This is a genomic window from Aquimarina spinulae (genome assembly GCF_943373825.1).
GTDB lineage: Bacteria > Bacteroidota > Bacteroidia > Flavobacteriales > Flavobacteriaceae > Aquimarina > Aquimarina spinulae.
The window spans coordinates 3,345,249-3,369,235 of sequence record NZ_CALSBP010000002.1 but is presented as its reverse complement, the minus strand read 5'-3'; the positions used below and the strand labels follow the sequence as shown (position 1 = coordinate 3,369,235).

General features: G+C 33.3%; 22 protein-coding genes. 10 read left to right on the top strand and 12 right to left on the bottom strand.

Features of this window, described 5'->3' with window-relative positions; genetic code table 11:
- The first annotated feature begins 106 nt into the window (after nucleotides 1-106).
- From aspS to NNH57_RS19990, 4 genes are all read left to right on the top strand, one after another.
- A complete protein-coding gene (aspS, locus tag NNH57_RS20005) occupies nucleotides 107-1,855 on the top strand; it encodes an aspartate--tRNA ligase (RefSeq protein WP_108807971.1) in 1,749 nt (582 codons plus the stop codon).
- Between the two features lie 60 nt (nucleotides 1,856-1,915).
- On the top strand, nucleotides 1,916-3,703 hold the full coding sequence (locus tag NNH57_RS20000; RefSeq protein ID WP_108807972.1) for a chloride channel protein: 1,788 nt from the start codon (nucleotides 1,916-1,918) through the stop codon (nucleotides 3,701-3,703).
- A gap of 116 nt (nucleotides 3,704-3,819) precedes the next feature.
- Nucleotides 3,820-4,077, top strand: coding sequence for a hypothetical protein (locus tag NNH57_RS19995; protein WP_074409502.1), 258 nt, complete (start codon nucleotides 3,820-3,822; stop codon nucleotides 4,075-4,077).
- A gap of 85 nt (nucleotides 4,078-4,162) precedes the next feature.
- Complete coding sequence (locus NNH57_RS19990) at nucleotides 4,163-4,360, top strand: cold-shock protein (RefSeq protein ID WP_074409501.1); 198 nt, start codon at nucleotides 4,163-4,165, stop codon at nucleotides 4,358-4,360.
- Between the two features lie 84 nt (nucleotides 4,361-4,444).
- Here NNH57_RS19990 and NNH57_RS19985 read toward each other — a convergent pair whose 3' ends face one another.
- Both NNH57_RS19985 and NNH57_RS19980 read right to left on the bottom strand, forming a co-directional pair.
- A complete protein-coding gene (locus NNH57_RS19985) occupies nucleotides 4,445-4,894 on the bottom strand; it encodes a nucleoside deaminase (protein ID WP_108807973.1) in 450 nt (149 codons plus the stop codon).
- A 202-nt stretch (nucleotides 4,895-5,096) separates the two neighbouring features.
- Nucleotides 5,097-6,419 (bottom strand): DUF1028 domain-containing protein, encoded by a 1,323-nt coding sequence (locus NNH57_RS19980; protein ID WP_108807974.1) that lies wholly within the window; start codon nucleotides 6,417-6,419, stop codon nucleotides 5,097-5,099.
- Between the two features lie 390 nt (nucleotides 6,420-6,809).
- On the opposite strand from NNH57_RS19980, the gene NNH57_RS19975 reads away from it, so the two are divergent.
- The 3 genes from NNH57_RS19975 to NNH57_RS19965 all read left to right on the top strand — a co-directional run bounded on the left by NNH57_RS19975 (nucleotide 6,810) and on the right by NNH57_RS19965 (nucleotide 9,683).
- Nucleotides 6,810-8,576 (top strand): 1-deoxy-D-xylulose-5-phosphate synthase, encoded by a 1,767-nt coding sequence (locus NNH57_RS19975; protein ID WP_074409498.1) that lies wholly within the window; start codon nucleotides 6,810-6,812, stop codon nucleotides 8,574-8,576.
- 169 nt (nucleotides 8,577-8,745) lie between these two features.
- On the top strand, nucleotides 8,746-9,213 hold the full coding sequence (locus NNH57_RS19970) for a lipocalin-like domain-containing protein (RefSeq protein WP_074409497.1): 468 nt from the start codon (nucleotides 8,746-8,748) through the stop codon (nucleotides 9,211-9,213).
- Between the two features lie 50 nt (nucleotides 9,214-9,263).
- Nucleotides 9,264-9,683, top strand: a complete 420-nt coding sequence (locus tag NNH57_RS19965; protein ID WP_074409496.1) for a lipocalin-like domain-containing protein — start codon at nucleotides 9,264-9,266, stop codon at nucleotides 9,681-9,683.
- Between the two features lie 62 nt (nucleotides 9,684-9,745).
- Here NNH57_RS19965 and dgt read toward each other — a convergent pair whose 3' ends face one another.
- The 4 genes from dgt to NNH57_RS19945 form a co-directional block, all read right to left on the bottom strand.
- Entirely contained in the window at nucleotides 9,746-11,089 is a 1,344-nt protein-coding gene (gene dgt / locus NNH57_RS19960; RefSeq protein WP_074409495.1) for a dGTP triphosphohydrolase, read from the bottom strand.
- Between the two features lie 81 nt (nucleotides 11,090-11,170).
- A complete protein-coding gene (locus NNH57_RS19955) occupies nucleotides 11,171-13,633 on the bottom strand; it encodes a ribonucleoside-diphosphate reductase subunit alpha (RefSeq protein ID WP_074409494.1) in 2,463 nt (820 codons plus the stop codon).
- 358 nt (nucleotides 13,634-13,991) lie between these two features.
- Nucleotides 13,992-14,969, bottom strand: coding sequence for a ribonucleotide-diphosphate reductase subunit beta (locus tag NNH57_RS19950; protein ID WP_074409493.1), 978 nt, complete (start codon nucleotides 14,967-14,969; stop codon nucleotides 13,992-13,994).
- Between the two features lie 399 nt (nucleotides 14,970-15,368).
- A complete protein-coding gene (locus NNH57_RS19945) occupies nucleotides 15,369-15,938 on the bottom strand; it encodes a DUF3109 family protein (protein WP_074409492.1) in 570 nt (189 codons plus the stop codon).
- A gap of 114 nt (nucleotides 15,939-16,052) precedes the next feature.
- Between NNH57_RS19945 and NNH57_RS19940 the strand changes: the two genes are divergently transcribed.
- Both NNH57_RS19940 and NNH57_RS19935 read left to right on the top strand, forming a co-directional pair.
- The gene (locus tag NNH57_RS19940; protein ID WP_074409491.1) at nucleotides 16,053-16,634 is read left to right on the top strand and encodes a MarC family protein; all 582 of its coding nucleotides are present in this window, start codon (nucleotides 16,053-16,055) and stop codon (nucleotides 16,632-16,634) included.
- 11 nt (nucleotides 16,635-16,645) lie between these two features.
- Entirely contained in the window at nucleotides 16,646-16,846 is a 201-nt protein-coding gene (locus tag NNH57_RS19935) for a hypothetical protein (protein ID WP_108807975.1), read from the top strand.
- 36 nt (nucleotides 16,847-16,882) lie between these two features.
- Here the strand turns inward: NNH57_RS19935 and NNH57_RS19930 are convergent, their stop codons facing one another.
- The 5 genes from NNH57_RS19930 to NNH57_RS19910 form a co-directional block, all read right to left on the bottom strand.
- A complete protein-coding gene (locus tag NNH57_RS19930; protein WP_025666819.1) occupies nucleotides 16,883-17,188 on the bottom strand; it encodes a hypothetical protein in 306 nt (101 codons plus the stop codon).
- An 18-nt stretch (nucleotides 17,189-17,206) separates the two neighbouring features.
- Complete coding sequence (locus NNH57_RS19925; RefSeq protein ID WP_074409489.1) at nucleotides 17,207-18,790, bottom strand: S41 family peptidase; 1,584 nt, start codon at nucleotides 18,788-18,790, stop codon at nucleotides 17,207-17,209.
- Nucleotides 18,790-19,221: a deoxycytidylate deaminase gene (locus tag NNH57_RS19920; RefSeq protein WP_025666817.1), complete on the bottom strand. Its 432-nt coding sequence runs from the start codon at nucleotides 19,219-19,221 to the stop codon at nucleotides 18,790-18,792. Before NNH57_RS19920 ends, NNH57_RS19925 begins: the two co-directional genes overlap by 1 nt.
- Before the next feature lie 86 nt (nucleotides 19,222-19,307).
- The gene (locus NNH57_RS19915; protein WP_074409488.1) at nucleotides 19,308-19,886 is read right to left on the bottom strand and encodes a HupE/UreJ family protein; all 579 of its coding nucleotides are present in this window, start codon (nucleotides 19,884-19,886) and stop codon (nucleotides 19,308-19,310) included.
- Between the two features lie 387 nt (nucleotides 19,887-20,273).
- The gene (locus NNH57_RS19910; RefSeq protein WP_074409487.1) at nucleotides 20,274-20,774 is read right to left on the bottom strand and encodes a hypothetical protein; all 501 of its coding nucleotides are present in this window, start codon (nucleotides 20,772-20,774) and stop codon (nucleotides 20,274-20,276) included.
- 319 nt (nucleotides 20,775-21,093) lie between these two features.
- On the opposite strand from NNH57_RS19910, the gene NNH57_RS19905 reads away from it, so the two are divergent.
- Nucleotides 21,094-22,722, top strand: a complete 1,629-nt coding sequence (locus NNH57_RS19905; protein ID WP_108807976.1) for a hypothetical protein — start codon at nucleotides 21,094-21,096, stop codon at nucleotides 22,720-22,722.
- A 33-nt stretch (nucleotides 22,723-22,755) separates the two neighbouring features.
- Here NNH57_RS19905 and NNH57_RS19900 read toward each other — a convergent pair whose 3' ends face one another.
- Nucleotides 22,756-23,970, bottom strand: a complete 1,215-nt coding sequence (locus NNH57_RS19900; RefSeq protein ID WP_234423375.1) for a hypothetical protein — start codon at nucleotides 23,968-23,970, stop codon at nucleotides 22,756-22,758.
- Nucleotides 23,971-23,987 lie beyond the last annotated feature (17 nt).

Sequence of the window (23,987 nt, the reverse complement as noted above, 5' to 3'; positions counted from 1 at the left end):
TATAATTAACAATTTTCATAATATACCTAAAGATTCTCAAAACAATCAAAATCTATTACCTGTTCACAGTTAAACTTCTTATTTTTGCAGCCTTAATATATAACATATGTATAGAAGTCATTCGTGTGGTGAACTACGCGCCTCAGATATCAAAAAAGAAGTCACCTTATCTGGATGGGTGCAAAAGACTCGTGATAAAGGATTTATGATATGGGTTGATCTTAGAGATCGTTACGGAATCACTCAATTAATATTTGATGAAGAACGTACCCCAGCACCGGTGGTCAAAAAAGCTAAGACCTTAGGACGAGAGTTCGTTATCCAAGTAAAAGGAACAGTAATTGAGCGTGAATCAAAAAATCAAAAAATCCCTACAGGAGAAATTGAAATCCTGGTAAATGAATTAACCATTCTTAATGAATCTATCGTCCCTCCCTTTACTATAGAAGATCAAACGGATGGAGGAGAAGATATTAGAATGAAATATAGGTATCTTGATATACGTCGTAATCCTGTGAAAAATAGCTTGATGTTTAGACATCAAGTAGGGATGCAAGTAAGGAATTATCTTTCGAATGAAGGGTTTATCGAAGTTGAAACTCCGTATTTAATTAAATCCACCCCCGAAGGAGCTCGTGACTTTGTTGTTCCATCCAGAATGAATGAAGGACAATTCTACGCATTACCACAATCACCACAAACTTTTAAGCAACTACTTATGGTTGGTGGAATGGATAAATATTTTCAGATTGTAAAATGTTTTAGAGATGAAGACTTAAGAGCAGACAGACAACCCGAATTCACACAAATAGATTGTGAAATGGCATTTATTGAGCAAGAAGATATTTTAAACATATTCGAAGGACTTACCCGATATTTACTATTAGAAATAAAAGGAGTAAATATTGGTGATTTCCCAAGAATGACCTATGATGAGGCCATGCGAACTTATGGTAATGATAAACCAGATATAAGGTTTGAAATGAAGTTTGGTGAGCTTAATGATATTGCTCAACACAAAGATTTTAATGTATTTAATACCGCAGAATTGGTTGTTGGTATTGCCGTTCCTGGCGGAGCATCATATACCAGAAAAGAGATTGATAAGCTTATCGATTGGGTAAAACGCCCTCAAGTTGGTGCACTAGGAATGGTATATGTAAAATGTAATGAAGATGGGACATATAAATCCTCTGTAGATAAGTTTTACGATCAGGATGATCTGGCTAAATGGGCAGAGGCAACCGGAGCTAAAGCAGGAGATTTAATCTGTGTACTTTCTGGTCCTACAAACAAAGTAAGAGCACAACTAAGCGCTCTTAGAATGGAACTTGCCGAACGACTAGGATTAAGAAACCCAGAAGAATTTGCTCCTTTATGGGTAGTTGATTTTCCATTATTAGAATGGGATGAGGAAACAGAACGTTATCATGCTATGCACCACCCTTTTACCTCTCCAAAACCAGAAGATATTGCTTTATTGGATACCAGACCAGGAGATGTTCGTGCTAATGCATATGATCTTGTTTTAAATGGAAATGAAATTGGAGGTGGTTCTATTCGTATTCATGATGCAGCAACGCAAGCATTAATGTTTGATCATTTAGGATTCACTCCAGAAGAAGCAAAGGCTCAGTTCGGATTTTTAATGGATGCTTTCCAATATGGAGCTCCTCCTCATGGTGGCATTGCTTTTGGGTTTGATAGATTAGTCGCTATTCTTGGAGGTCAGGAAACAATTCGAGATTTTATTGCTTTTCCGAAAAATAATAGTGGGCGAGATATTATGATTGATGCACCATCTAATATTGATAGCGAACAGCTCAAGGAATTAAATATAAAACTTGATTTATAATATAAAATCCCGCCACGAGCGGGATTTTTATTACCTTTAAACTAGTTAAGTCAAGTACATATGTCTCCCCAAAAGAAAAAGACGCTACTTTATAAGGTACTGAAATGGAGATATCGCCATATTTCTGATAAGACCTTTATTCTTATTCTTAGCATTCTTGTCGGGTTTACAGCAGGTCTTGTTTCTTTATTACTAAAAAATATTACCCATCTAATTCAGGTTGTTTTAGAAAGTGATATCATTTCGTGGCAAGCTTCTTTTTATTTTATTATCCCAATAATAGGTCTACTAATTGTTTATATATTCACAAAATATATATTTAAAAGAGACGTAAAATCAGCTATCCCACTTATTTTACATTCGCTTTCCAAAAAAAATGGGGTTATACGACCTATTCATGGGTATTTACCTCTCATTTTAGCACCAATCACAGTGGGTTTTGGTGGTTCGGTAGGACTTTTGGGCCCGGCAATTAGTTCTGGATCAGCATTAAGTTCTAGTTTTAGTACTTTATTTCATGTTAATCGAAAAACCAGAGTATTACTTATCGGTTGTGCATCTGCTGGTGCTATTTCTGCTGTATTTAAATCTCCTCTGGCAGGGTTAGTTTTTGCAGTAGAAGTATTTAGTTTAGATCTCACATTAACGTCTCTACTACCATTACTTTTTGCTTCGGTATCATCAATAATTACCTCCTATTTTTTTTTAGGCGACGAAGTCTTATTTAGATTTAATGTTTTAGAAAAATTTGATATCTACGACACTCCCTTTTACATTATTTTAGGAATCGGAACCGCATTTGCTTCTATATACTTTACTAAGATGTATTTTGGAATATTACATTTTTTTGATCGGTTTTCTAAAAAGATTCATAGGTTATTAATTGGTGGGCTTGCTATCGGAATCATGTTATATTTTATCCCCCCACTCTATGGTGAAGGTCTTGGCTTTATAAATGGTTTATTACACGGTGATCATCTAACTGCTATTGGCAAAACTCCTTTTGACGCTATGACTAGTAACATATGGATTGTCATAGCTTTATTAACAGGTATTACCATTTTTAAGGCGGTTGCCATGACCGCTACTTTTGCTGCAGGAGGTTCTGGAGGAATATTCATCCCAACAATGGTGATGGGTAGTGCATTGGGCAATGTAGTATCTAAAGTAATTAATAATCTAGGAATGGGGTTTCATGTTTCTGAAGCCAATTTTACATTACTAGGAATGGCTGGGCTTATTGCCGGGGTATTACATGCTCCTCTTACCTCTATATTTCTTATTGCAGAAATCACCTCTAGTTATGAGTTATTTGTTCCTTTAATGATTACTACTTCAATATCATTTATAATTTCAAAAAATAAAATAGAACATAATATTTACACCCGAGAACTTGCAAAACAAGGTCATTTATTGACCCATGATAAGGATCAAACCGTTTTGACTCTAATGAATCTCGAAGACTGTATAGAAACTAATTTTATTCCCGTAAAACCAAATTACACCCTAAAACAACTTCTAAGTGAAGCTGTAGCAAAATCAAACAGAAATCTATTTCCTGTTACTAACGAATCTGATCATCTCATAGGAATGGTTTCATTAGATGATATTAGAGATATTATGTTTGATATTACCTTATATCACAAAATAACAGTTGATACCTTGATGATTCAAACCTCGGTTGCAATAATTTATGAGCATGACAATGCAAAAACAGTAATGAAAAAATTTCAGGATACCGGAGCCTGGAATTTACCTGTGATTAAAAATGGTAAGTATTTTGGCTTTATTTCAAAATCAAAACTTCTTACTGCATATCGTAGAAAGTTGATTAATTTTACACGATAAACCCTCAATCCGTCTTCTATACATCATAACACTATTAAAAACTAACGTTACTATTGCAAGAGGGTCTTAATTTTTAATGAATTTATTTTTGCAATACCATAAAAACATTTATACTCATGAAATATATTATTAGAATACTTTTTATAGCTATTATCATCCTGATATGTGTTGGATATTACTTCAAAAACTCGGGAGATCATAGTACCGGTGATAAATTAGTTGGGATTGGTATATTAGCTTCTTCTTTCATTTTAATGCCTATTTTTATCTATCACAGATGGAAAAATAAAAAAGTTAAAGACTACATGCTTACCGAGGAAAACCTAAAGAAAATGAGGGAGTATGAGGCAAATACAGAAAATAACAACCGATAAATTTTCAAAATATTCATACTTTGATAACAATTCATAAAAAATTTAAAACTACCTTTATTATTTAAATACTTATTATCTTATTACAATGGAAGGAACAGTAAAATTTTTTAACGAATCAAAAGGTTACGGATTTATTACCAACGACGAAACAGGAAAAGACATTTTTGTTCATGCTTCAGGAATTGATGGCGAAGCATTAAATGAAGGTGACAAAGTAGAGTATAATGAAGAAGAAGGAAGAAAAGGGCTTACTGCAGCTAATGTGCGTATCATTCACGGATAGAACGCACACTCCTAAGTTTCAAAAGCACTACTGATCGTAGTGTTTTTTTTATTTCTTAATTGATCCTTAATGTAAAAATTTAATTTAGTTAAGGTTTCGTTTTTCAATAAAAAACCGAGTCATCAATTCTCTACATTCTTCTTCTAAAATACCGCCTATAATTTCAGTCTTTGGGTGAAGTTTTGTTCCCATTGCAGCACACCCTCTTCGTTCATCAACTGCACCATAAACTATTTTTTTAATCTGACTCCAATATAAAGCTCCAGCACACATCTGGCAAGGCTCTAGGGTTACATATAATGTACATTCTTTAAGATATTTGCCTCCTAAAAAATTTGCTGCTGCTGTTATTGCCTGCATTTCGGCGTGAGCCGTAACATCATTTAATAATTCTGTAAGGTTATGAGCTCTGGCTATAATTCGATCTTCAATTACAATAACCGCTCCTACCGGAACTTCATTCTTCTCATACGCCAATTCTGCTTCCTGAAGTGCTTTCTTCATAAAGTAAGAATCATCTAATGGGTCTAACATTACTATAATTTAAGATTATACACAAATTTAAACAAATTGGTAAGAAATCCGATTCCTAGTAAATAATCCTCGAAGCATTTAACTGAAAAAGTTTATTTCCTATTTAAAAACTTAAAGGTTATCAAATAAGAAATATCTGTAAAAACATTAGTTTTGAATACACTTAGCCTCTTTTAATCTATTTCACCTAAAACAAATAGTGTTAGTTGACAATCAACCTTTGTGTGCCCAACTTTTGCGTACCATTATACGTTGTAATAAAATAGACGCCAGATACATAATCAATAACATCTAGATAGATGATATTATTTGGAGAAAAAGATGACGACCCTCTTTTAGTAATTCTTTTTCCAAAAATATCTTGTATTTCATAAGACGTAATGGTGGTATTATGAGTTTTAATCGTTACAACATCTATTGCAGGATTAGGATAGATTTCAACAATAGGGACTTGGGGTTTTAACTCAGACATTTGCAAGGATAAATTGTTGTTTTTTGTGGTGCTCTCTAAGATAAAGGTAGTAGCTTCTATATGATTAAAGCTACCTCCAGAGGCTAAAATCTTACCTCCAGAACTTAGTTTGTAATGGCCTCTACCATACTGACAACAAATCCCATCACCATGGCTATCTTTAATAGTAAATGTATACCTTCCTTCTTTAAGACATTCTGTAATCTCTACAGATCCATTATAGGGCCCTCCAGAAGCTACAATCTTATTGTCCTGATCCTTAATTTGCCAACGAGTTTCTTCTGGATATTGGTCAGTTTTTATGGCTAATTGCACTTCTTTACAATTTTTGCCATTATCATAAGCTTCTTGTAATGCATCTATAGGCTCAAAAATATCAGTTGTGATCCAAACATTAAGATCTAAGGATAGTTTCCCATAAGAATTATCTGTATCGGCAGGATCAGCAACTCTCAGGTAGGCAGACCCAGAGCTGATTCCATCACTTAAGCAACGAGAATCAGCCCCCGGTCTTTTTGCTCCTTGCAAAGCAGCCATTAGTTTATCTGCTAGGCTACCTCTAGTTCTTAAAAAGGCTTTTTCCATGTCTTTAATAACATCTTGAGAGATTAGAGTATTTCCTGCTATTGCATAATTAGTCCCTGTAATGTGCATCCATTTTTCATCTATTTTTTTTCCTGAAAAAGCAGCACTTCTAGACTGTCCATTGTTTAAATCTACGATGGCATATTGAGTATAGTCAGGGTAATCTCCATTTTCAGAAAGCCATTTGGTTATTTGTTTTGGAGAATCGCCAGCTTCCATACGCGCAGTAGCACGTTTCTGATTCACAGGAAGCCAAAACGCTTGTGTGTTGATAGCTCCAACACCCAAAACAATGACACTTACATCTCTAGCCCCATCTTCTGCTTTTATACAAGTTGCCCCAGCACTTCCTATTTCTCCAGTGACAGGGTCAACAGCAACGATCGAAAAGGTGTGCTGCGCATGCACCTTTAAATTTATAAATAAGGCAATACAAAAAAGGAATAATAATCTTAGTATAGGTTTCATAATTTGGTTATGGTTTTAAGAAATTAATACTGAAGTGGTTTAAAAATTTTCAATCCTAATGAAGAACAGTAATTTTTATAGCGAATTGCAAAAAAATAAATCACTTCAGTATATATTTAGAACAAAGAACCTTAAAAGCACTAATTAACCAATCTTTTTTTTGTTAAAAAAAATAAATATAATGTTAAAAACCTTGTGTAATTATTGCCTGTATCTTTGGACATGTTTAAAAAATATGAACAGAAAATCATAACAATATCGAAATATTGGAATTATTCGAAGGAAGGTCATGGTTCTTAAAATATTTATTTATAGAAAATAGGGCTTTAAAACATGCTATCGCTAATAAAAAGTATATAAAGAACCATTACAAAATAGTACTTTTGTGCTATGCAACAATCACTTTTATCTAATATCAAATATCCATCCGATCTAAGAAAACTATCTCATGATCAGTTACCAAAGCTAGCCAGAGAACTTCGGGATTTTGTGATCAATATTGTTGCTGCCAAAGAAGGTCATCTCGGAGCAAGTTTAGGAGTGATAGAGCTTACTATTGCTCTGCATTATATTTTTGACACCCCTAATGATCTCCTTGTTTGGGATGTGGGACATCAGGCTTATCCTCATAAAATCCTTACAGGAAGAAAAGATATATTTCATACCAATCGGCAGTTGGATGGTATAAGTGGGTTTCCTAAACGTAGTGAAAGTGATTATGATACTTTTGGAGTTGGGCATTCTTCTACTTCTATTTCGGCTGTATTAGGTATGGCAATTGCATCTAAATTAAAAGGAGATATCACAAAGCAACATGTTGCAGTCATTGGTGATGCTTCTATTGCTAGCGGAATGGCCTTTGAAGGGCTTAATCATGCCGGAGTAACCGATACCAATATGCTTGTTATCCTTAATGATAATGCTATCGGAATTGACCCCAGTGTAGGTGCTTTGAAAGAATACCTTACTAAAGCCAAGATCGGAGTTAGACCCAGAAAAAATAATATTATCGAAGCATTGAATTTTAATTACTTTGGCCCTATTGACGGACATGACTTACCTATGCTTCTCAAAACTTTAGAAAAACTAAAAACTACTAAAGGCCCAAAACTTTTACATATTATTACCACCAAAGGAAAAGGTTTAAAACAAGCTGAAGAAGACCAGGTAAAATACCATGCTCCGGGTAAATTTGACGCTTCGACCGGAGATTTAATTTCAAAGGATAATACAGGATTACCACCTAAATATCAGGATGTTTTTGGATTTACTATTCTTGAACTAGCTAGAAAAAATAAGAAGATTATAGGTATAACACCTGCAATGCCCACGGGGAGTTCTTTAAAATACATGATGGAAGAAATGCCAGATCGGGCTTTTGATGTCGGTATTGCAGAGCAACATGCGGTTACCCTTGCTGCCGGAATGGCAACACAAGGATTAGTACCTTTTTGCACCATATATTCTACTTTTTTACAGCGTGCTTATGATCAGGTAATCCACGATGTAGCCTTACAAAACTTACCTGTGATTTTTTGTATTGATCGTGCCGGTATTGTTGGTGCAGATGGCGCAACACACCATGGTGTTTTTGATATTGCTTATCTTAATTGTATTCCAAATATGATCATTGCAGCTCCTGCGAATGCTATTGAGCTAAGACATGTGCTCTATACCGCTTCTTTAGGATTGGATCATCCTATAGCGATACGCTACCCCAGAGGCAGAGGGCATATTATCGATTGGGAAGTTCCTATGCAAAAACTAGAAATTGGTAAAGCAACCAGCCTAAAAAAAGGTTCTAAAATCGCAGTGATTTCTACAGGTACTATTACGCATAATGTTACCGAAGCCATTAAGACTATAGAGGAAAAAATTGGCCATTACCATTTTGGTTTTATAAAACCTTTAGATATTGATCTACTAAAACAAATAGTACAGCACTATAACACCATTATTACTGTTGAAGACGGAGTTATCAAGGGTGGTTTTGGGAGTTCTATACTCGACTTTGTCAATCAGCATCATTTTAAGAACAACATTATTACTTTAGGTATTCCTGATCAATTTATTCATCATGGTACTGTAGACGAATTACAAGAAATTTGTGGTATTTCTACCTTGGGGATTCTTAACGTGATAAAAGAATATATCTAATCAGTATCACTTATTTTTAATTTGATTTTTTGATTATACTACATATGATAGTAAATTAAGTAATTAGAATTCATCACTATTTTTAGGGCATTCATCACAAAAGCCCGTTTTCATTTTATCATTTCTATAATTCTAAGTTTTTTTGCGCCCAAAATTATAAATTATAGAAATGAAAAAACTAAATCTGCTTATCCTTGTCTTTGCCACTATTTTTATAGCCTGCAATAAAGATGATGATGCATCTAATGAAGAAACGTCTTCAAACAAAGAATTAATTGTTGGAAAATGGGATGTAACCAGCATTATAGTTGACGGCATAACTCTTGACGCAGATGATTGCGAATTAAACAGTACTATTCACATAAAAGAAGATGGAACCTATGAAGAACAAATCTATGGAGGTTTTGTTGGAAGTTGTATGCCAGACGATTTAGATAAGGGAACCTGGGAACTATCAGAAAACATTCTAACGCTAACATTAGACGAACTAGGTAATGCAATCCGTCTTACTTTTAATCATACCATTTTAGAACTTACAGAAACCACTTTAAAATATGAATTTGAAGACGAAGATATTCTTGATGATGGCACGGTTGATCCTTTTAAAGAAGTCTGGACTTTCACTCGAATGAAATAGTATTTATATAAATGTTTTCTTGAAATTTTATCCTTAACACCATTATTATCATGAAAAAACTAATTTTATTTATCCTACTTATAGTAACAACTTTTATTTCCTGCTCAAAAGATGATGACACTTCTAATGAAGAAACGTCTGATTTAATTGGTACTTGGGAATTAATTCATGAACAGCAAAGTAATTTACCTGAAAACACACTAAGTGACTGCGAAAAAACATCAACAATAGAGTTTAAGTCTAACAAAACATATATTGAAAAAACTTTTGCTATAGCAAACGGCAATTGTGTTAGTGATGGTGAATATAATGGATCCTGGTCAGAATCTGGTGACCAATTGACATTACAATATACTGATGAAGGAGAAAGTATAACAGATATTTCAAAATTTGGTATCGCTAATAACGAACTTACATTAATTTATAATGACGAAGGAATTTTGCTGACCTATATTTATAAAAAGAAATAAAAGGTTATTTTTTTATTGATACTCTTTAAAAAACCTATCTACATTAAAAACAGATAGGTTTTTTATATCTGTAATCCTTTTATTTTCTGAAATTTCAACAACGCATTACCATCGGTGAGACTCGCCACATAGTTACTTATCCCAATAAGACGAGTATAGAGATCTGCATTTGTATAGTCAAAATGAATCCCTTCGGCTCTCAAGATTAACTTATCATAATTAGAACTCTCTCCTTTATTAAAGTTATCTGTCGCCACACAATAGCGATCTAAAAGCGTAGCAAGAATCTCATATCCTGCAATCTCCTTTTCTGTTACTTCCTGACTTTGATAAATCTTGGCAATGCTTATTTTTATAATGTCATCGATTTGAGCTTCGTATTTACTTTTGTCTATTAATGCCATATCAAAAGTCCCTGATAATATAGCCTCTTCATGTTCGATAAAAACACTTGCTGCTTCTCCTATCAAAGTATTAATAGCTAGTGCTCTAAGATAACTTAATCGATCTGCTGTAGTAGTGAGTTTATTATATTTTGAAGTATTGATAGTATCTTTTACCAATTTGATCAAGTATTCTAAAGCATATTCTTCTTCTATCAATCCCAGGTTAATACCATCTTCAAAATCGATAATAGTATAACAAATATCATCTGCTGCCTCTACCAAAAAAGTTAATGGGTGACGACTATAAGTAACCTCATCACCTATCTTATATTGCAATAACCCCACTTCTTCTGCTACCTCTTTAAAAAAAGAAGTATCGTTCTGAAAATATCCGAATTTTTTATGAGCAATATGTGTCGTTGGTTTTTTAGGTAGCGACTCTTTAGGGTATTTCATAAACGCTCCCAGTGTTGCATAGGATAATCTAAGACCTCCTTCTATCCCTTCACGGGATTCTGTAAGAATTTTAAACCCATTAGCATTCCCCTCAAAATCAATCAGATCCTGATACTGTTTGGGAGTAAGTTGATCTTTATATCGGTTACCGCTTCCTGTTTTGAAGTATTCTCCTATAGCCTTCTCTCCAGAATGCCCAAAGGGTGGATTACCAATATCATGTGCTAATGCAGCAGCAGCAACGATAGCACCAAAATCATTAAACTGATATCCATGAACAGCAGCAAGATGCGGATGTTTCTCTAAGATTTTCTTACCTACTACTCTACCTAAAGAACGTCCCACTACAGATACTTCTAGACTATGTGTTAATCGTGTATGCACAAAGCTGGTTTTGGATAACGGAATAACCTGTGTTTTATCCTGTAAACTTCTAAAGGCCGATGAGAAGATAATACGATCATAATCGACTTCAAAACCTAATCGGGTTTCGTCTTGCTCTTTACGTAATCTTTTATTTCTATCTCCTTGTCGTTTTAAGGACAGGAGTTGTTCCCAATTCATCATATTTCTAAGAAAATTCGAATATACAAAAAAGGGAAGCATCCTAAGAAAACTTCCCTTTTGCCCTATATAAATCTAGGTCTATGACCCACACATTAAACAATCGTCTCCTTCGCCTTCTTTAGATTGTGCAATGATTGCACGAAGTTCTTCTGGAGTAAGAGCTGTTCCTTCTGGTGCAACAGCTTCTTGTTTTGGTTCTGTTTTGGTTGCTTGCGCTTCCATTACTTGTGCTGCAGCTACGGCTACTTGCTCTGGTTTAGGCTCTTCTTTAGTTTCCTTTTTAAGCGTAAACTTAATTGCATCTACCGCAGATTTTGTTCTTAGGTAATACATACCTGTTTTTAATCCGCTTTTCCATGCATAAAAATGCATTGAAGTTAATTTGGCCATAGTAGCTCCTTCTAAGAACAAGTTTAAAGATTGAGACTGATCGATAAAATATCCTCTATGACGAGACATATCTATAATATCTTTCATACTCATTTCCCAAACAGTTTTATACAGCTCTTTTAGATCTTGCGGAATGATATCTATATTTTGTATTGATCCATTTGCACGCATGATAGCATCCTTAAGCTCGTCATTCCATAACCCTAATCTTACCAGATCTTCTAATAAGTGTTTATTTACGACAATAAATTCTCCAGATAATACACGTCTGGTATAGATGTTACTTGTGTAGGGTTCGAATGCTTCATTGTTTCCTAAAATCTGAGAAGTAGATGCTGTAGGCATTGGTGCAACCAATAATGAGTTACGTACTCCGTTTTTAAGTACTTGCTTACGAAGTTTTGCCCAGTCCCAACGACCACTTAATTCTTCATCTTTTATTCCCCATAGGTTGTATTGAAAATCTCCTTTAGATATTGGAGAACCTTCATAAGTTTGATATGGCCCATCTGCTTTTGCTTCTTCCATCGATGCTGTTACTGCGGCAAAATACAGTGTTTCAAAAATCTCCTGATTTAATTTCTTAGCTTCATCACTAGTGAATGGTAAGCGCAATTGGATAAATGCATCTGCTAACCCTTGTACTCCTAGTCCAATAGGACGATGACGTATATTAGAATTTTCTGCTTCTTTTACCGGGTAGTAATTACGATCAATTACTCTGTTCAGATTCTTAGTCACCCGTTTTGTAATCTTAAAGAGTTCTTTATGATCAAACTCTCCGTTTTTCACAAACATTGGTAATGCAATAGATGCCAGGTTACATACCGCTACCTCGTCTGGGCTAGTATATTCTAATATCTCTGTACACAAATTAGATGATCGTATGGTTCCCAGATTTTGCTGATTAGATTTGCGATTTGCAGCATCTTTATACAACATATAAGGTGTACCGGTTTCGATTTGAGATTCTAATATTTTTTCCCAAAGCTCACGTGCTTTAATCGTTCTACGTCCTTTACCTGCTGCTTCAAATTTTAAATATTCTTTTTCAAACTCATCACTATGTATATCAAATAAACCTGGGCATTCGTTAGGGCACATTAATGTCCATTCTGCATCATCCTGTACTCGTTTCATAAACAAATCTGGCACCCACATAGCGTAGAACAAATCTCGTGCACGCATTTCTTCTTTACCGTGATTCTTTTTAAGATCCAGGAAATCAAAAATATCAGCATGCCATGGCTCTACATATATTGCAAACGATCCTTTTCGTTTTCCTCCTCCTTGGTCAACATAGCGGGCAGTATCGTTATATACTCTAAGCATGGGTACGATACCATTAGAAGTACCATTGGTTCCTGCAATATAAGATCCTGTAGCACGTACATTATGAATAGATAATCCTATTCCTCCAGCCGACTGTGAAATCTTAGCCGTTTGTTTTAGTGTATCATAAATCCCATCAATACTATCATCTTTCATTGTTAACAAAAAACAAGATGACATCTGTGGTTTTGGAGTTCCCGAATTAAATAATGTAGGTGTAGCGTGTGTAAAATACTTTTTAGACATTAATTCATAAGTCTCTATGGCTGCATCTAAATCATTAAGGTGGATTCCTATAGAAACTCTCATAAGCATATGTTGTGGTCGCTCTGCAATCTTACCATTAATTTTTAATAAGTAAGAACGCTCTAGTGTTTTAAAACCAAAATAATCATAACCAAAATCACGATTATAAATAATTGTAGAATCTAACTTCTCTTTATTAGCTACAATTACATCATATACATCATCTGCTATCAGCGGTGCTTCTTTTCCTGTTCTTGGATTTACATACTCATAAAGATCTGTAATTACTTCAGAAAAAGTTTTCTTTGTATTTTTATGTAGATTAGAAACAGAGATACGAGCGGCAAGCTTCGCATAATCAGGGTGTGTTATAGTCATTGTTGCTGCTATTTCTGCAGCCAAATTATCCAACTCACTAGTTGTTACTCCATCATACAACCCTTCTATCACTCTCATTGCTACCTTTACAGGATCAACTAGTGGATTAAGTCCATAACATAACTTTCTTACCCTCGCGGTAATCTTGTCAAACATAATTGGTTCTTTACGCCCATCTCTTTTTACTACATACATACTTTTTTTTGGTTTTTAAATTTTCTTCTTAATGAAGAAGTTGATGATAATTCGTGTTACTAATTTTATACTTTGAAGGTCAAAAAATTATATTTCATCTCCTTGAAATTGGATACTAAAAAGAAATCTCTACATCCAAAAATCAGAGTAATTCTATAGATAAAAAATAATAATATGACTTTCGTCCCTTTTGTTTTTTTGTGTGGCTTTTGATAAAGCTTTATCAAACTGAGCTAATCTGAATTAAACAGAAGAAATGTTTTTGACTAGCTCAGAATGAATATATCTTTATTGTTAAGCATTTTGGATCCAACTCTTGTTGGAATAATAATCGTAAGAAATTTAATATTCTTTTCGATTAAAAATCTGCATCAAAACTTATTTTATTGTCTTCGGTATCTTTATTAAGCACTCCAGCTTTTTGATATTCTGAAACTCTTTTCTCAAAGAAATTAGTTTTTCCTTGTAAAGAAATCATATCCATAAAATCAAATGGATTTGCTGTTTCGTATTCTTTTTCACATCCTAATTCTACCAATAATCTATCGGTAACAAATTCTAGATATTGAGTCATTAACTTAGAGTTCATACCTATCAAACTTACCGGAAGAGATTCTGTTATAAATTCTCTCTCTATATCTAATGCGTCTATCAGGATTTTTCTAATTCTATCTTTTGGCACTTTATTTATCAAATGTTTGTTATGAAGATGAACTGCAAAATCGCAATGTACTCCTTCATCTCTTGAAATTAGTTCATTAGAAAATGTAAGTCCTGGCATTAATCCACGCTTTTTTAACCAGAATATAGAGCAGAACGCTCCTGAAAAGAAGATCCCTTCTACCGCAGCAAAGGCAATTAAACGTTCTGCAAAAGAATCAGATTCTATCCATTGTAATGCCCAGTCTGCTTTTTTCTTAATTGCAGGAAAATTCTCTAATGCATTAAACAGTACATCCTTTTCTTTCTCATCCTTTACATAAGTATCGATCAATAAAGAGTATGTTTCTGAATGAATGTTTTCCATCATGATCTGGAAACCATAGAAAAATTTTGCCTCACTATACTGTACTTCGTTTATAAAATTTTCTGCAAGATTTTCATTAACAATACCATCAGATGCAGCAAAAAATGCTAAAATATGTTTGATAAAATATTGTTCGTCCTCAGTAAGTTTGGTTGCCCAATCCGTAATATCCTGATGCAAATCGATCTCTTCTGCTGTCCAAAAACTAGCCTCGGATTTCTTATACCATTCCCAAATATCGTGGTGTTGGATAGGAAAAATTACGAATCGATCTTTGTTTTCTTGCAAAATAGGTTCTACGGCGCTCATTCTTTTTTTTTTAGCTGTTTTTTTTAGAGAATTTCTTATTTCCTAAGGGTATTACAAAGATCAAAAAATAGGTTAAAAGTTCTACGGAAAGTTAACAAACGTTTTCAACAAAGTTTTCAACACGAAGTGAATTTGCAACAAAAATGATCTTTCACAAAAACACACTTAACACTTTGTTAATCAAAATATTAAGTGTTTTTCAAAAAATACGGGCAATGTGAACATCATCTTCAAAAATCTCTTATTTTTCACTTGCTAACCGAGGTTTTTCAACAGAAAAACAAAGAAGAGAAAACGTACCTGTTTACGGTAAACCCGTAAGCCAAAAAAACTCTTTTTTTAACAAAAAAAAGAACAAAAAAGGAGTGTTATTTACATCTAAAAATATAAAGAAGGGGTTTATTTTTTCAATTTTGCTGCCACGTTTTCGAGTTCTATATACCAGTCTTCTCCAAATTTTCTAATTAAGGCTTCTTTAACAAATTTATAGATTGGTACTTGAAATTCTTTACCCAATGTACAGGCATCATCACAGATTTCCCATTTGTGATAATTTACGGCAGAAAACTCGGTGTACTCTTGCACTCTAACTGGGTATAAATGACAAGATACTGGTTTTTTCCAATCAACTTCACCTTGGTTATAGGCTTCTTCGATAGCACACATAGCTGTCCCTTTTCCATCAAAAATCACATATGCGCAATCCGCTCCATCAATTAGAGGTGTTTCTAATTCTCCATTAGCCGTTTTAACATGGGTTCCGTAATGCTCGATAGCCTCGACACCTTCTTTTCTCAAATAAGGTTTAATGATAGGGTATATCTCTTTAAGTTTATGAGTTTCTGACTCTTCTAAAGGTGCTCCTGCCTCACCATCAATGCAGCAGACTCCTTTGCATGCAGAGAGATTACATACAAAGTCTTTTTCAATAATATCCTCAGAAACTATGGTTTTTCCTAATTGAAACATGGCGCTAAGATAATTCTTATACAAGAGATTTTTTACAATTTATTCACCTTTTTATAATACCTTTATTTAATAAAGTCTATTTATATTTGCTCAAATTTTTGAAACTATTTTACTATGAACTTTGACCTTAAAGAAATATTGACTGCGAGTATGGTTCTATTTGCTGTAATAGATATCATAGGAAGTATTCCGATTATTTTAGATCTTCGTAAAAAAGTAGGCCATGTACAAAGTGAAAAGGCTTCTATTGTAGCAGCAATTTTAATGGTTCTGTTCTTATTTGTAGGAAAAGAAATTCTGAGCCTAATTGGTATAGATGTTAACTCTTTTGCTGTTGCAGGTTCTTTCATTATTTTCTTTTTAGCTATAGAAATGATATTAGGTATTCAATTATATAAAGATGATGCTCCCGAAACTGCTGCTGTAGTTCCACTTGCTTTCCCTCTTATTGCAGGAGCAGGTACTATGACATCGATTTTATCTTTACGAGCAGAGTATCATACAGTTAATATAATAATAGCGATACTAATTAATATTATCTTTGTATATATTGTTCTAAAATCCTCTGGAAAAATAGAAAAAGTACTTGGTAAGCAAGGAATTAATGTGATACGGAAAATATTTGGAGTAATTTTGCTGGCTATTGCAGTTAAATTATTTACGGCAAATATTAAAGAGCTATTAACCACTATTTAGTTTTAAAACAAATGAAATATTTTATATACCTACTAATTACTATTGCTACAGGTTTAATCATTTATAATATAACCTATCTAGATTTTGATGATTTATTGATTGGTGATAGTAAAACGGCTCTTATTGGTGTTTTTTCTTCTGCTTGTGTAGTTTTGTTAATGGCAATCTTATTGGTTTCTAGAAATATTCAAAAGAAAAAAAGAGGGAGCTAAGCTTTGTTTCTAATAGCAATAAAACACTACTCACATTTAAAATACAAAGAAGCAGGCGATAATCACTGGTGGAATTGAAATTACCATTAGGATCATAAAAAAGTTATGTAGTTTTCTAAACAACAATGCTTTCTTTAAAGATTTCTTAAGTTTTAAATCTTCAGAACTATGGATATGTTCTCTTATTATATCACCAGAAACATAAGAGGTATCAACTAATATATCGTGCTTTAAAAAAATAGAAGCACTATTATCTAACAACCTAAAAGCAACTGCTATAATAAAGAAAAAAAGTGGAGAGCATATTGCAATAGCTACTAGATATTCTTCAAATTCTGACATATATATATTAGATATAAGTTATTCTTCTTTAGAAAGTGATAATACTTTATTAATCATTGCATCATCTTTATTTATAATTCTTTCAAAAGCCCCAGTTCCAAATAATTGTTGCGCCATTATTGCTTTCAAATATTTTTTTAATTGATCTTCATAATTCTTCAACTCAATTTCTATCCCTCTTTGCCTAGAATACTTTAAAAAATCTTCAGCAAAAGTATCATCTATATTAATTTTTTCATCGAACTCATTTTCAGATAAATCATTATAATACAACCTGTTTTTATCTAGTTCTTCAAATACATATCCTCCCATACGGCCAGAACGTAACATATAATCTAATGTTTCACCAACACGTGTTGTATCTTTACTAACAAATATATCTGGTATAATACCTCCACCTCCATAAACAATTTTGCCTCCAGGAGTTTTAAATTTTAAAGAATCTGCAACCTGAATACTATCTGCATTCTGCAATTCTCCATTTTTATATCGCTCCATATACTCATTAAAATATTCTTTATTTCCGTTGGTATATGGTTTTTGTATCGACCGCCCGGTAGGTGTATAATATCTTGAAATTGTTAATCGTATTGCACTACCATCTCCTAATGCCATTTCTCTTTGCACGAGACCTTTTCCGTAAGAACGTCTACCAACGATAGCTCCTCTATCATTATCTTGAATTGCTCCTGCAAAAATTTCACTGGCAGAGGCAGAGTTTTCGTTGATTAACACATAAACTTTTCCTTGTTCGAAACTTCCTTTATTGGTAGCAAAGTTATTTTCGATAGCTCCTTTTTTATTTTTGGTAAACATAATCAGCACATCATCCTTCAAAAATTCGTCTGCCATTTTTAGCGCCGGTGCGATAAACCCTCCTCCGTTATCACGAAGATCAATCACCATATTTTCGGCTCCTTCATCTATTAGTTTATCTAATGCTGTTTTAAATTCTTTGTACGTTGTTTCTGCAAAACGATTTACTTTTACATATCCCAATTTATCATCCAACATATAGACTGCGTCTACACTTTGTATAGGCACACGCCCTCTTTTTACAACTACATCAAATATTCCTTTGCCTTTTCTATATACTCTAAGTTGTACCTGGCTATTTAGCTCTCCTTTTAATCTATTTGCTAATCCATCTCTTATTAAACGTTCTCCATACAAAGTATCACTATCTGCCATTAATATTCTATCTCCTGCCTTAATTCCCGATTTTTCACTCGGTCCTCCTTTTATAGTATTAATTACAGATATTGTATCTCTATAGGGATAATAACTCACCCCTATACCAATAAAATCTCCTTGCATATTTTCTGTAATCCCCTCAAGTTCTTCTGATGGGATATATATCGAATGAGGATCCAGATTTTCTAATATTCTGTTTACCGTAACTTCTACAATACTATCGGTATTGATTTCATCTACATACTCATAATCTATATAATCAATAAGCCTATTTAGTTTTTCTTTTTTGGGGTTATAAGAAAATAGCTTTGCCGAAGGGTTGCTAAAATCAAGTTTACTCCCCAAAAATACTCCGGCCCCTACAGCCAAACCCAAAAACAAAGGCAAGTATTTTTTTGAATATCCCATTATTCTTCTAAATCCGTAATCTGTTCTATTTCTACTCCAGCTTTAGCAAGAAACTGCAAACCAGAGTCATCTTTATAACCTATTTGATACACTATGCGTTTTATTCCTGCCTGGTGAATCAATTTACTACACTCCTTACATGGTGATAATGTAATATATAATGTTGCTCCTCTACATGATTGAGTAGAAGAAGCTACTTTAGAAATCGCATTTGCTTCTGCATGCAATACATACCACTTTGTATATCCTTCTTCGTCTTCACATGGATTCTCAAAACCTGTTGGGGTTCCATTAAATCCATCTGAAATAATCATTCTATCCTTTACAATAACCGCACCAACTTTTTTTCTTTCACAATGAGATAATTTCCCCCATTCTCTTGCAATCCTTAGATAGGCTTTATCGTACTTCAGTTGTTTTTTTTTTGACATAAAATAGAATGACTAGTGTATTGATAACAATCAAAGTACGAATATATTATTACGATGTGGCAAATACAACCTTAATCACTACTTATTCACCAAATTTTATTTGCAATAAGCATGGGGATTACCATCCCTATTACAATAGAAGAAACAACAAGTATCCAATCTCGTTTTGAAAATCGAAAAAAGGTCTGAAATATAAAGCTAACTATAAGAACTAATAAAACAATAACAATCTGTGCAGCTTCAACCCCTAATGCAAACTCAATTAAGGGTAAAATTCTTGTGCCACCGCTAGAGTATTTAAAGAATATCGAAAACCCTAATCCGTGAATTAATCCAAAAAAAAGAGTTACTCCGTATAAGATTCCTATTTTACTATTTTTTGAAGTATTCTTTACAGTAAATACATTAAACAATCCTGTAATCAAAATGGTTACAGGAATCAAGAATTCTACCAATTTCGAATTTACTGATACTACATCATATGCTGCCAGGAATAAAGACAATGTATGTCCTACTGTAAATATGGTAACCAGTAATAAAATACGTTTCCAGTTATCAAAAGTATACCCTACTGTTAGCGCAATTAAAAATAAAATATGGTCATAAGCATGCCAATCTAGCACGTGACCAAAACCCAGCTTTATATAAAGCCAAAACTCTGACATAATTTTAGGTTTTGAGGTGTGGGACTAATGTACAACTAAATACAAGAACGAAGAAATACATGAAAAATTCTTATCAAAAGTTTAAGAAATTCTAAAACACAACCAACTACCCCAATCAAAAAAAACAGGAACATACTTCTGGGTTTTTCTTTTATTTATCAAATTTTTTCTTTCGAAGAGTATTTTCAATATTTAGTTTTCATATATCTATTAGGTCTCAGTTTCATTTTTCGGAACTAACACAAAAATGTTTTTGATAGCGATACTACTCTAGTATTGTGTAGATCTAATTATTAAATTTCTTTTAAAGAAAAAACATAAAATGTACAAAGGCACCTTTTTAACGAGTGCCTTTGCGGGTATTAAATAAACTATTATTTACGAGTGTTACTCACAATAACGTCTTGTGATCTCTATTTCTCCATTAGTTCTAATATTTCTCACCCATCCGCGAGTTATTGATCTGTCTGCACTAATATACATACCTACCTGAGTCGTTTTAACACCAGTTCTTGGATCATTAAAAGCATTAGAATTCTGCCAGTTAAATACATAGTTACCTTCAGAATTTAATCTTCCGTAGATAGTAAAACTAATGTAATCAAATTGACCTTGAGCTCGTACTCTTCCATTCGCTGTACTTACAGTAAAAAAACCATAACCAAAACCGCCATCACACTCATTGATCTCATATCGTCCATCAATTGAAGAAGCTCGAGTAATCGACCGCTCTGATTTAGTATGGTTTGTTTCTAATTGGTTTAGAATACTCTTTTCGGTTTCAATTACACTTGCTGCTGGTTCTACAGATTCGGTTTCGTCTTTGTCGCAGGCAATAAAAGAAAATAGAGATAAAACAAAGATTGAGCAATACATTAATTTTTTCATTTTAGAAAGGTTTTAAGGGTTAAAAAATTTAATTAAATCGTAATTAATTACCGGGCAAAAGTATGGCCCTAAAGAAGAATTAGTATTGCACTTTTTTGCTCTTCTTAATGTACTTTTTCTCACTTAACTAAACTTTAGCAAAGCATTAAGAGTTATTTTGTAGGTGAGTCTAGAACATCCATTTGTATTAAACCTCTTACATTTTTCAGACTTCACTAACTATATTAAATTGAAGTTTATCAATTTCACTGAAAACAGGGTATCAATCATATAACTATAACAATAATTTACGTATTCATTCAAATAAACCCCCATATACATGAAAACTATATTGTATTCCTTATTAGTTCTTTTATTTTTATCCTGTAGTTCTAAAGATGATGATACTCCTATTAACGGAAATACCGATTCATACAGACTTAAAGATCAAGCCATAACAGCGATTCAAAATGAGTCTAAAAAAATTACTCTGGGAAATATTAAAAATTCATCTGGCAACACACTAACATATACAGTAACTCCAGATTCTAAAATTACTTTTACATCAGAAAAAAATAGTATTGAATATACATCTGATCAAGTAGGTGTCGAAACTCTTAATGTAACTGCTACAGATGGTATAAATACTCCTATAACTGCCAAAATAAATATTACTGTAAAAGAAGCAGAAAGCACTAGTTTTGATCTAATCGAAGGCTATGATTTTTATGATCCGAAATCTGATCCTAACTTTCCTACTGTTTTATTACCCGGTGAATCATATACAAGCCCTCACTATAAAACAACGGTAAGACGATTATCTAATCCATCACAAGATGGGGCTGGCGCAAGCTTTATGGTTAATGAATATTCTAGAAAGCAGTCTTTTAATATTGATGACACAAAAATTTTAATTTATGCTGAAGATGGGTTTTATCATGTATATAATATAGATGGGAGTCATTACAAAAAACTACAAGGTCCTGCTTCAGATTGTGAAATAGACTGGCACCTTACGGACCCTAATAAAGTTATTTACACAGATTTGAACGGAATTGGTCTTAAATTTTATGAACATAATATAGTAACCGATGAAGTTAAAACAATAATAGATCTTACAAATGTTGCTTCTATTAATGGTAATACTAGTTTAACCTCGGTAAAACAGATATGGCCTGATGCTGATGCTGCCTGGACAAAAGCCGAAGGAACCAGTTCTAAAGATGGAAGGTATCGAGGTTTGATGATAGAAAAAGTAGTCGGTAATGACCTTTATTTTTTGGGGTTAATCGTTTATGATCAACAAGAGAATGCTATTGTAGGCTACTTGGACAAAGCAGATTATGGAGATAAACCAGACCATGTGAGTATGTCTCCCTCTGGTGATTATATAGTTCCTTCTAGCACACAAAATGGTGTAGGAACACGTGCCTATACAAGAGATTTTTCTTCTTATGTGCAATTGCATAGAACCTCTGAGCATTCTGATTTAGGAATTCTCCCTAATGGGCATGATGTATACATCGCTGCAGATTACCAGGACAATGAAGGTCAAATCTTTATGTACGACATACAAGCGAATCAAAAAACAGAGTTTAACCATTTGTACCAATATAATTCTGGTGGTGACAAACCAATTAGTGCTGCCAATCATTACTCTTTAAAAGCTTTCAATAAACCAGGGTGGGCACTATTATCTACCTATTCAAGTGCGAACCCACTAAATGGTTGGGCACAAAATAAACTCATAGCCATAGAATTAAAACAAGGTGGAAGAATATTAAATATCTCGAACACTTACGGAGATCATACAAAATTCCCAGGTAAAAATTACTGGGCAGAAACAAAAGGATCTGTAAACAGAGACTTTACCAAAATAATATTTACAAGCACATGGTTTGCCGGAAGAGATGAAGACAGTAATGCATACATCATTGAACTAGAACCAAATCAGATTCCTGATTTATAAAAATAATGTAAGCTGCAAACTGTAATTTTTATATTAAGAAAGTATATCTCTATTTTTGAAATCATGTTTTATCGCCAATCTTAAATTGGCGATAAAAAGAGAACTAATACCAATCAAAATCACAATACTCGCTATTGAAAGTGCAACGAAATAGTGTTCGAAAAAAATAAAATCAAGCCAAATAACTAACCCTTTATAAAAAATCAATACTTCTGTGAGAGCAAACCCAAAAAGATAGATGTAATATCCTTTTTTAGGAATCTTAATAAGTTTAAAATAGTCTAAGAATACAAATAAACCAATACTTACTACTCCCAGAAAAGTCCAGTGTAAATAAGCAATGGTAAAATCCACAATAGTAGTAGCCAGGTTTGCAACATATGGAAAAGCAGAAGCTATCTGTAGCAAAAACTTAATTAGTAATAGAATACCTACTGTTCTCAATAGTTTTTTTTGAAAACCAGAAAACACAGTACTCAATACCATTCTTGATTTCATTAGTAGTTTAATAAATATCAAAAATGCTATACACTGAAGTAGACTACCTACTCCTCCTAAAATATAATAAATACTTGCCGGTTTAGTCCATAATACCGAAAGGAAAAAACTTAAAATAATCCCAAGATTAATTGCCCAGAAGAAGCCATTAAAATCATTATTAGAGATACTTACTTTTTGATCTTCAAGAATAAAAATCAGTAACCCAAATAAAGCTAGTATCATCCATCCGTTATACTGAAAATGCAAATAAAAATAAATAGCTAGTCTATACCAGATAGAATCTGCTCCTAATGTACTCATTATCGCCCCTAATGCCCAGGGGCCAATACTAGAAATAACCATATACCACAAAGAAATTTTTATACATTTATAGGATTTTGTATTCTTAAACTTCTCGGGTATATTTTTAATAAAAAACCAGGTAAACCAATACGAAGCGAAAAGAAAAAGTGTAGAAAAAGTTATCGAGAATAATGCATATCCTTGAAAAGGAAAGCTAAACAACATTCCTAATAAAGTAAATTGGGTAAACCAGAAAATATTTCTATATCCCTTACCAACATTGCTCTTCCTTAAATACAATTTGTAAAGCAACGTTGTTAAACCAATATACACCCATCCTAATAATGCAATATGAGAGTGAGTATGTACAATATATCTATAGTCGACAGATATATCAAAAACATACAAAAATCTTAAAAAAACACCAAGTGCAGCTGCCAATAAAAAAAAGGCGAGTGATATCATGGTGTCTCGTTTTGAAT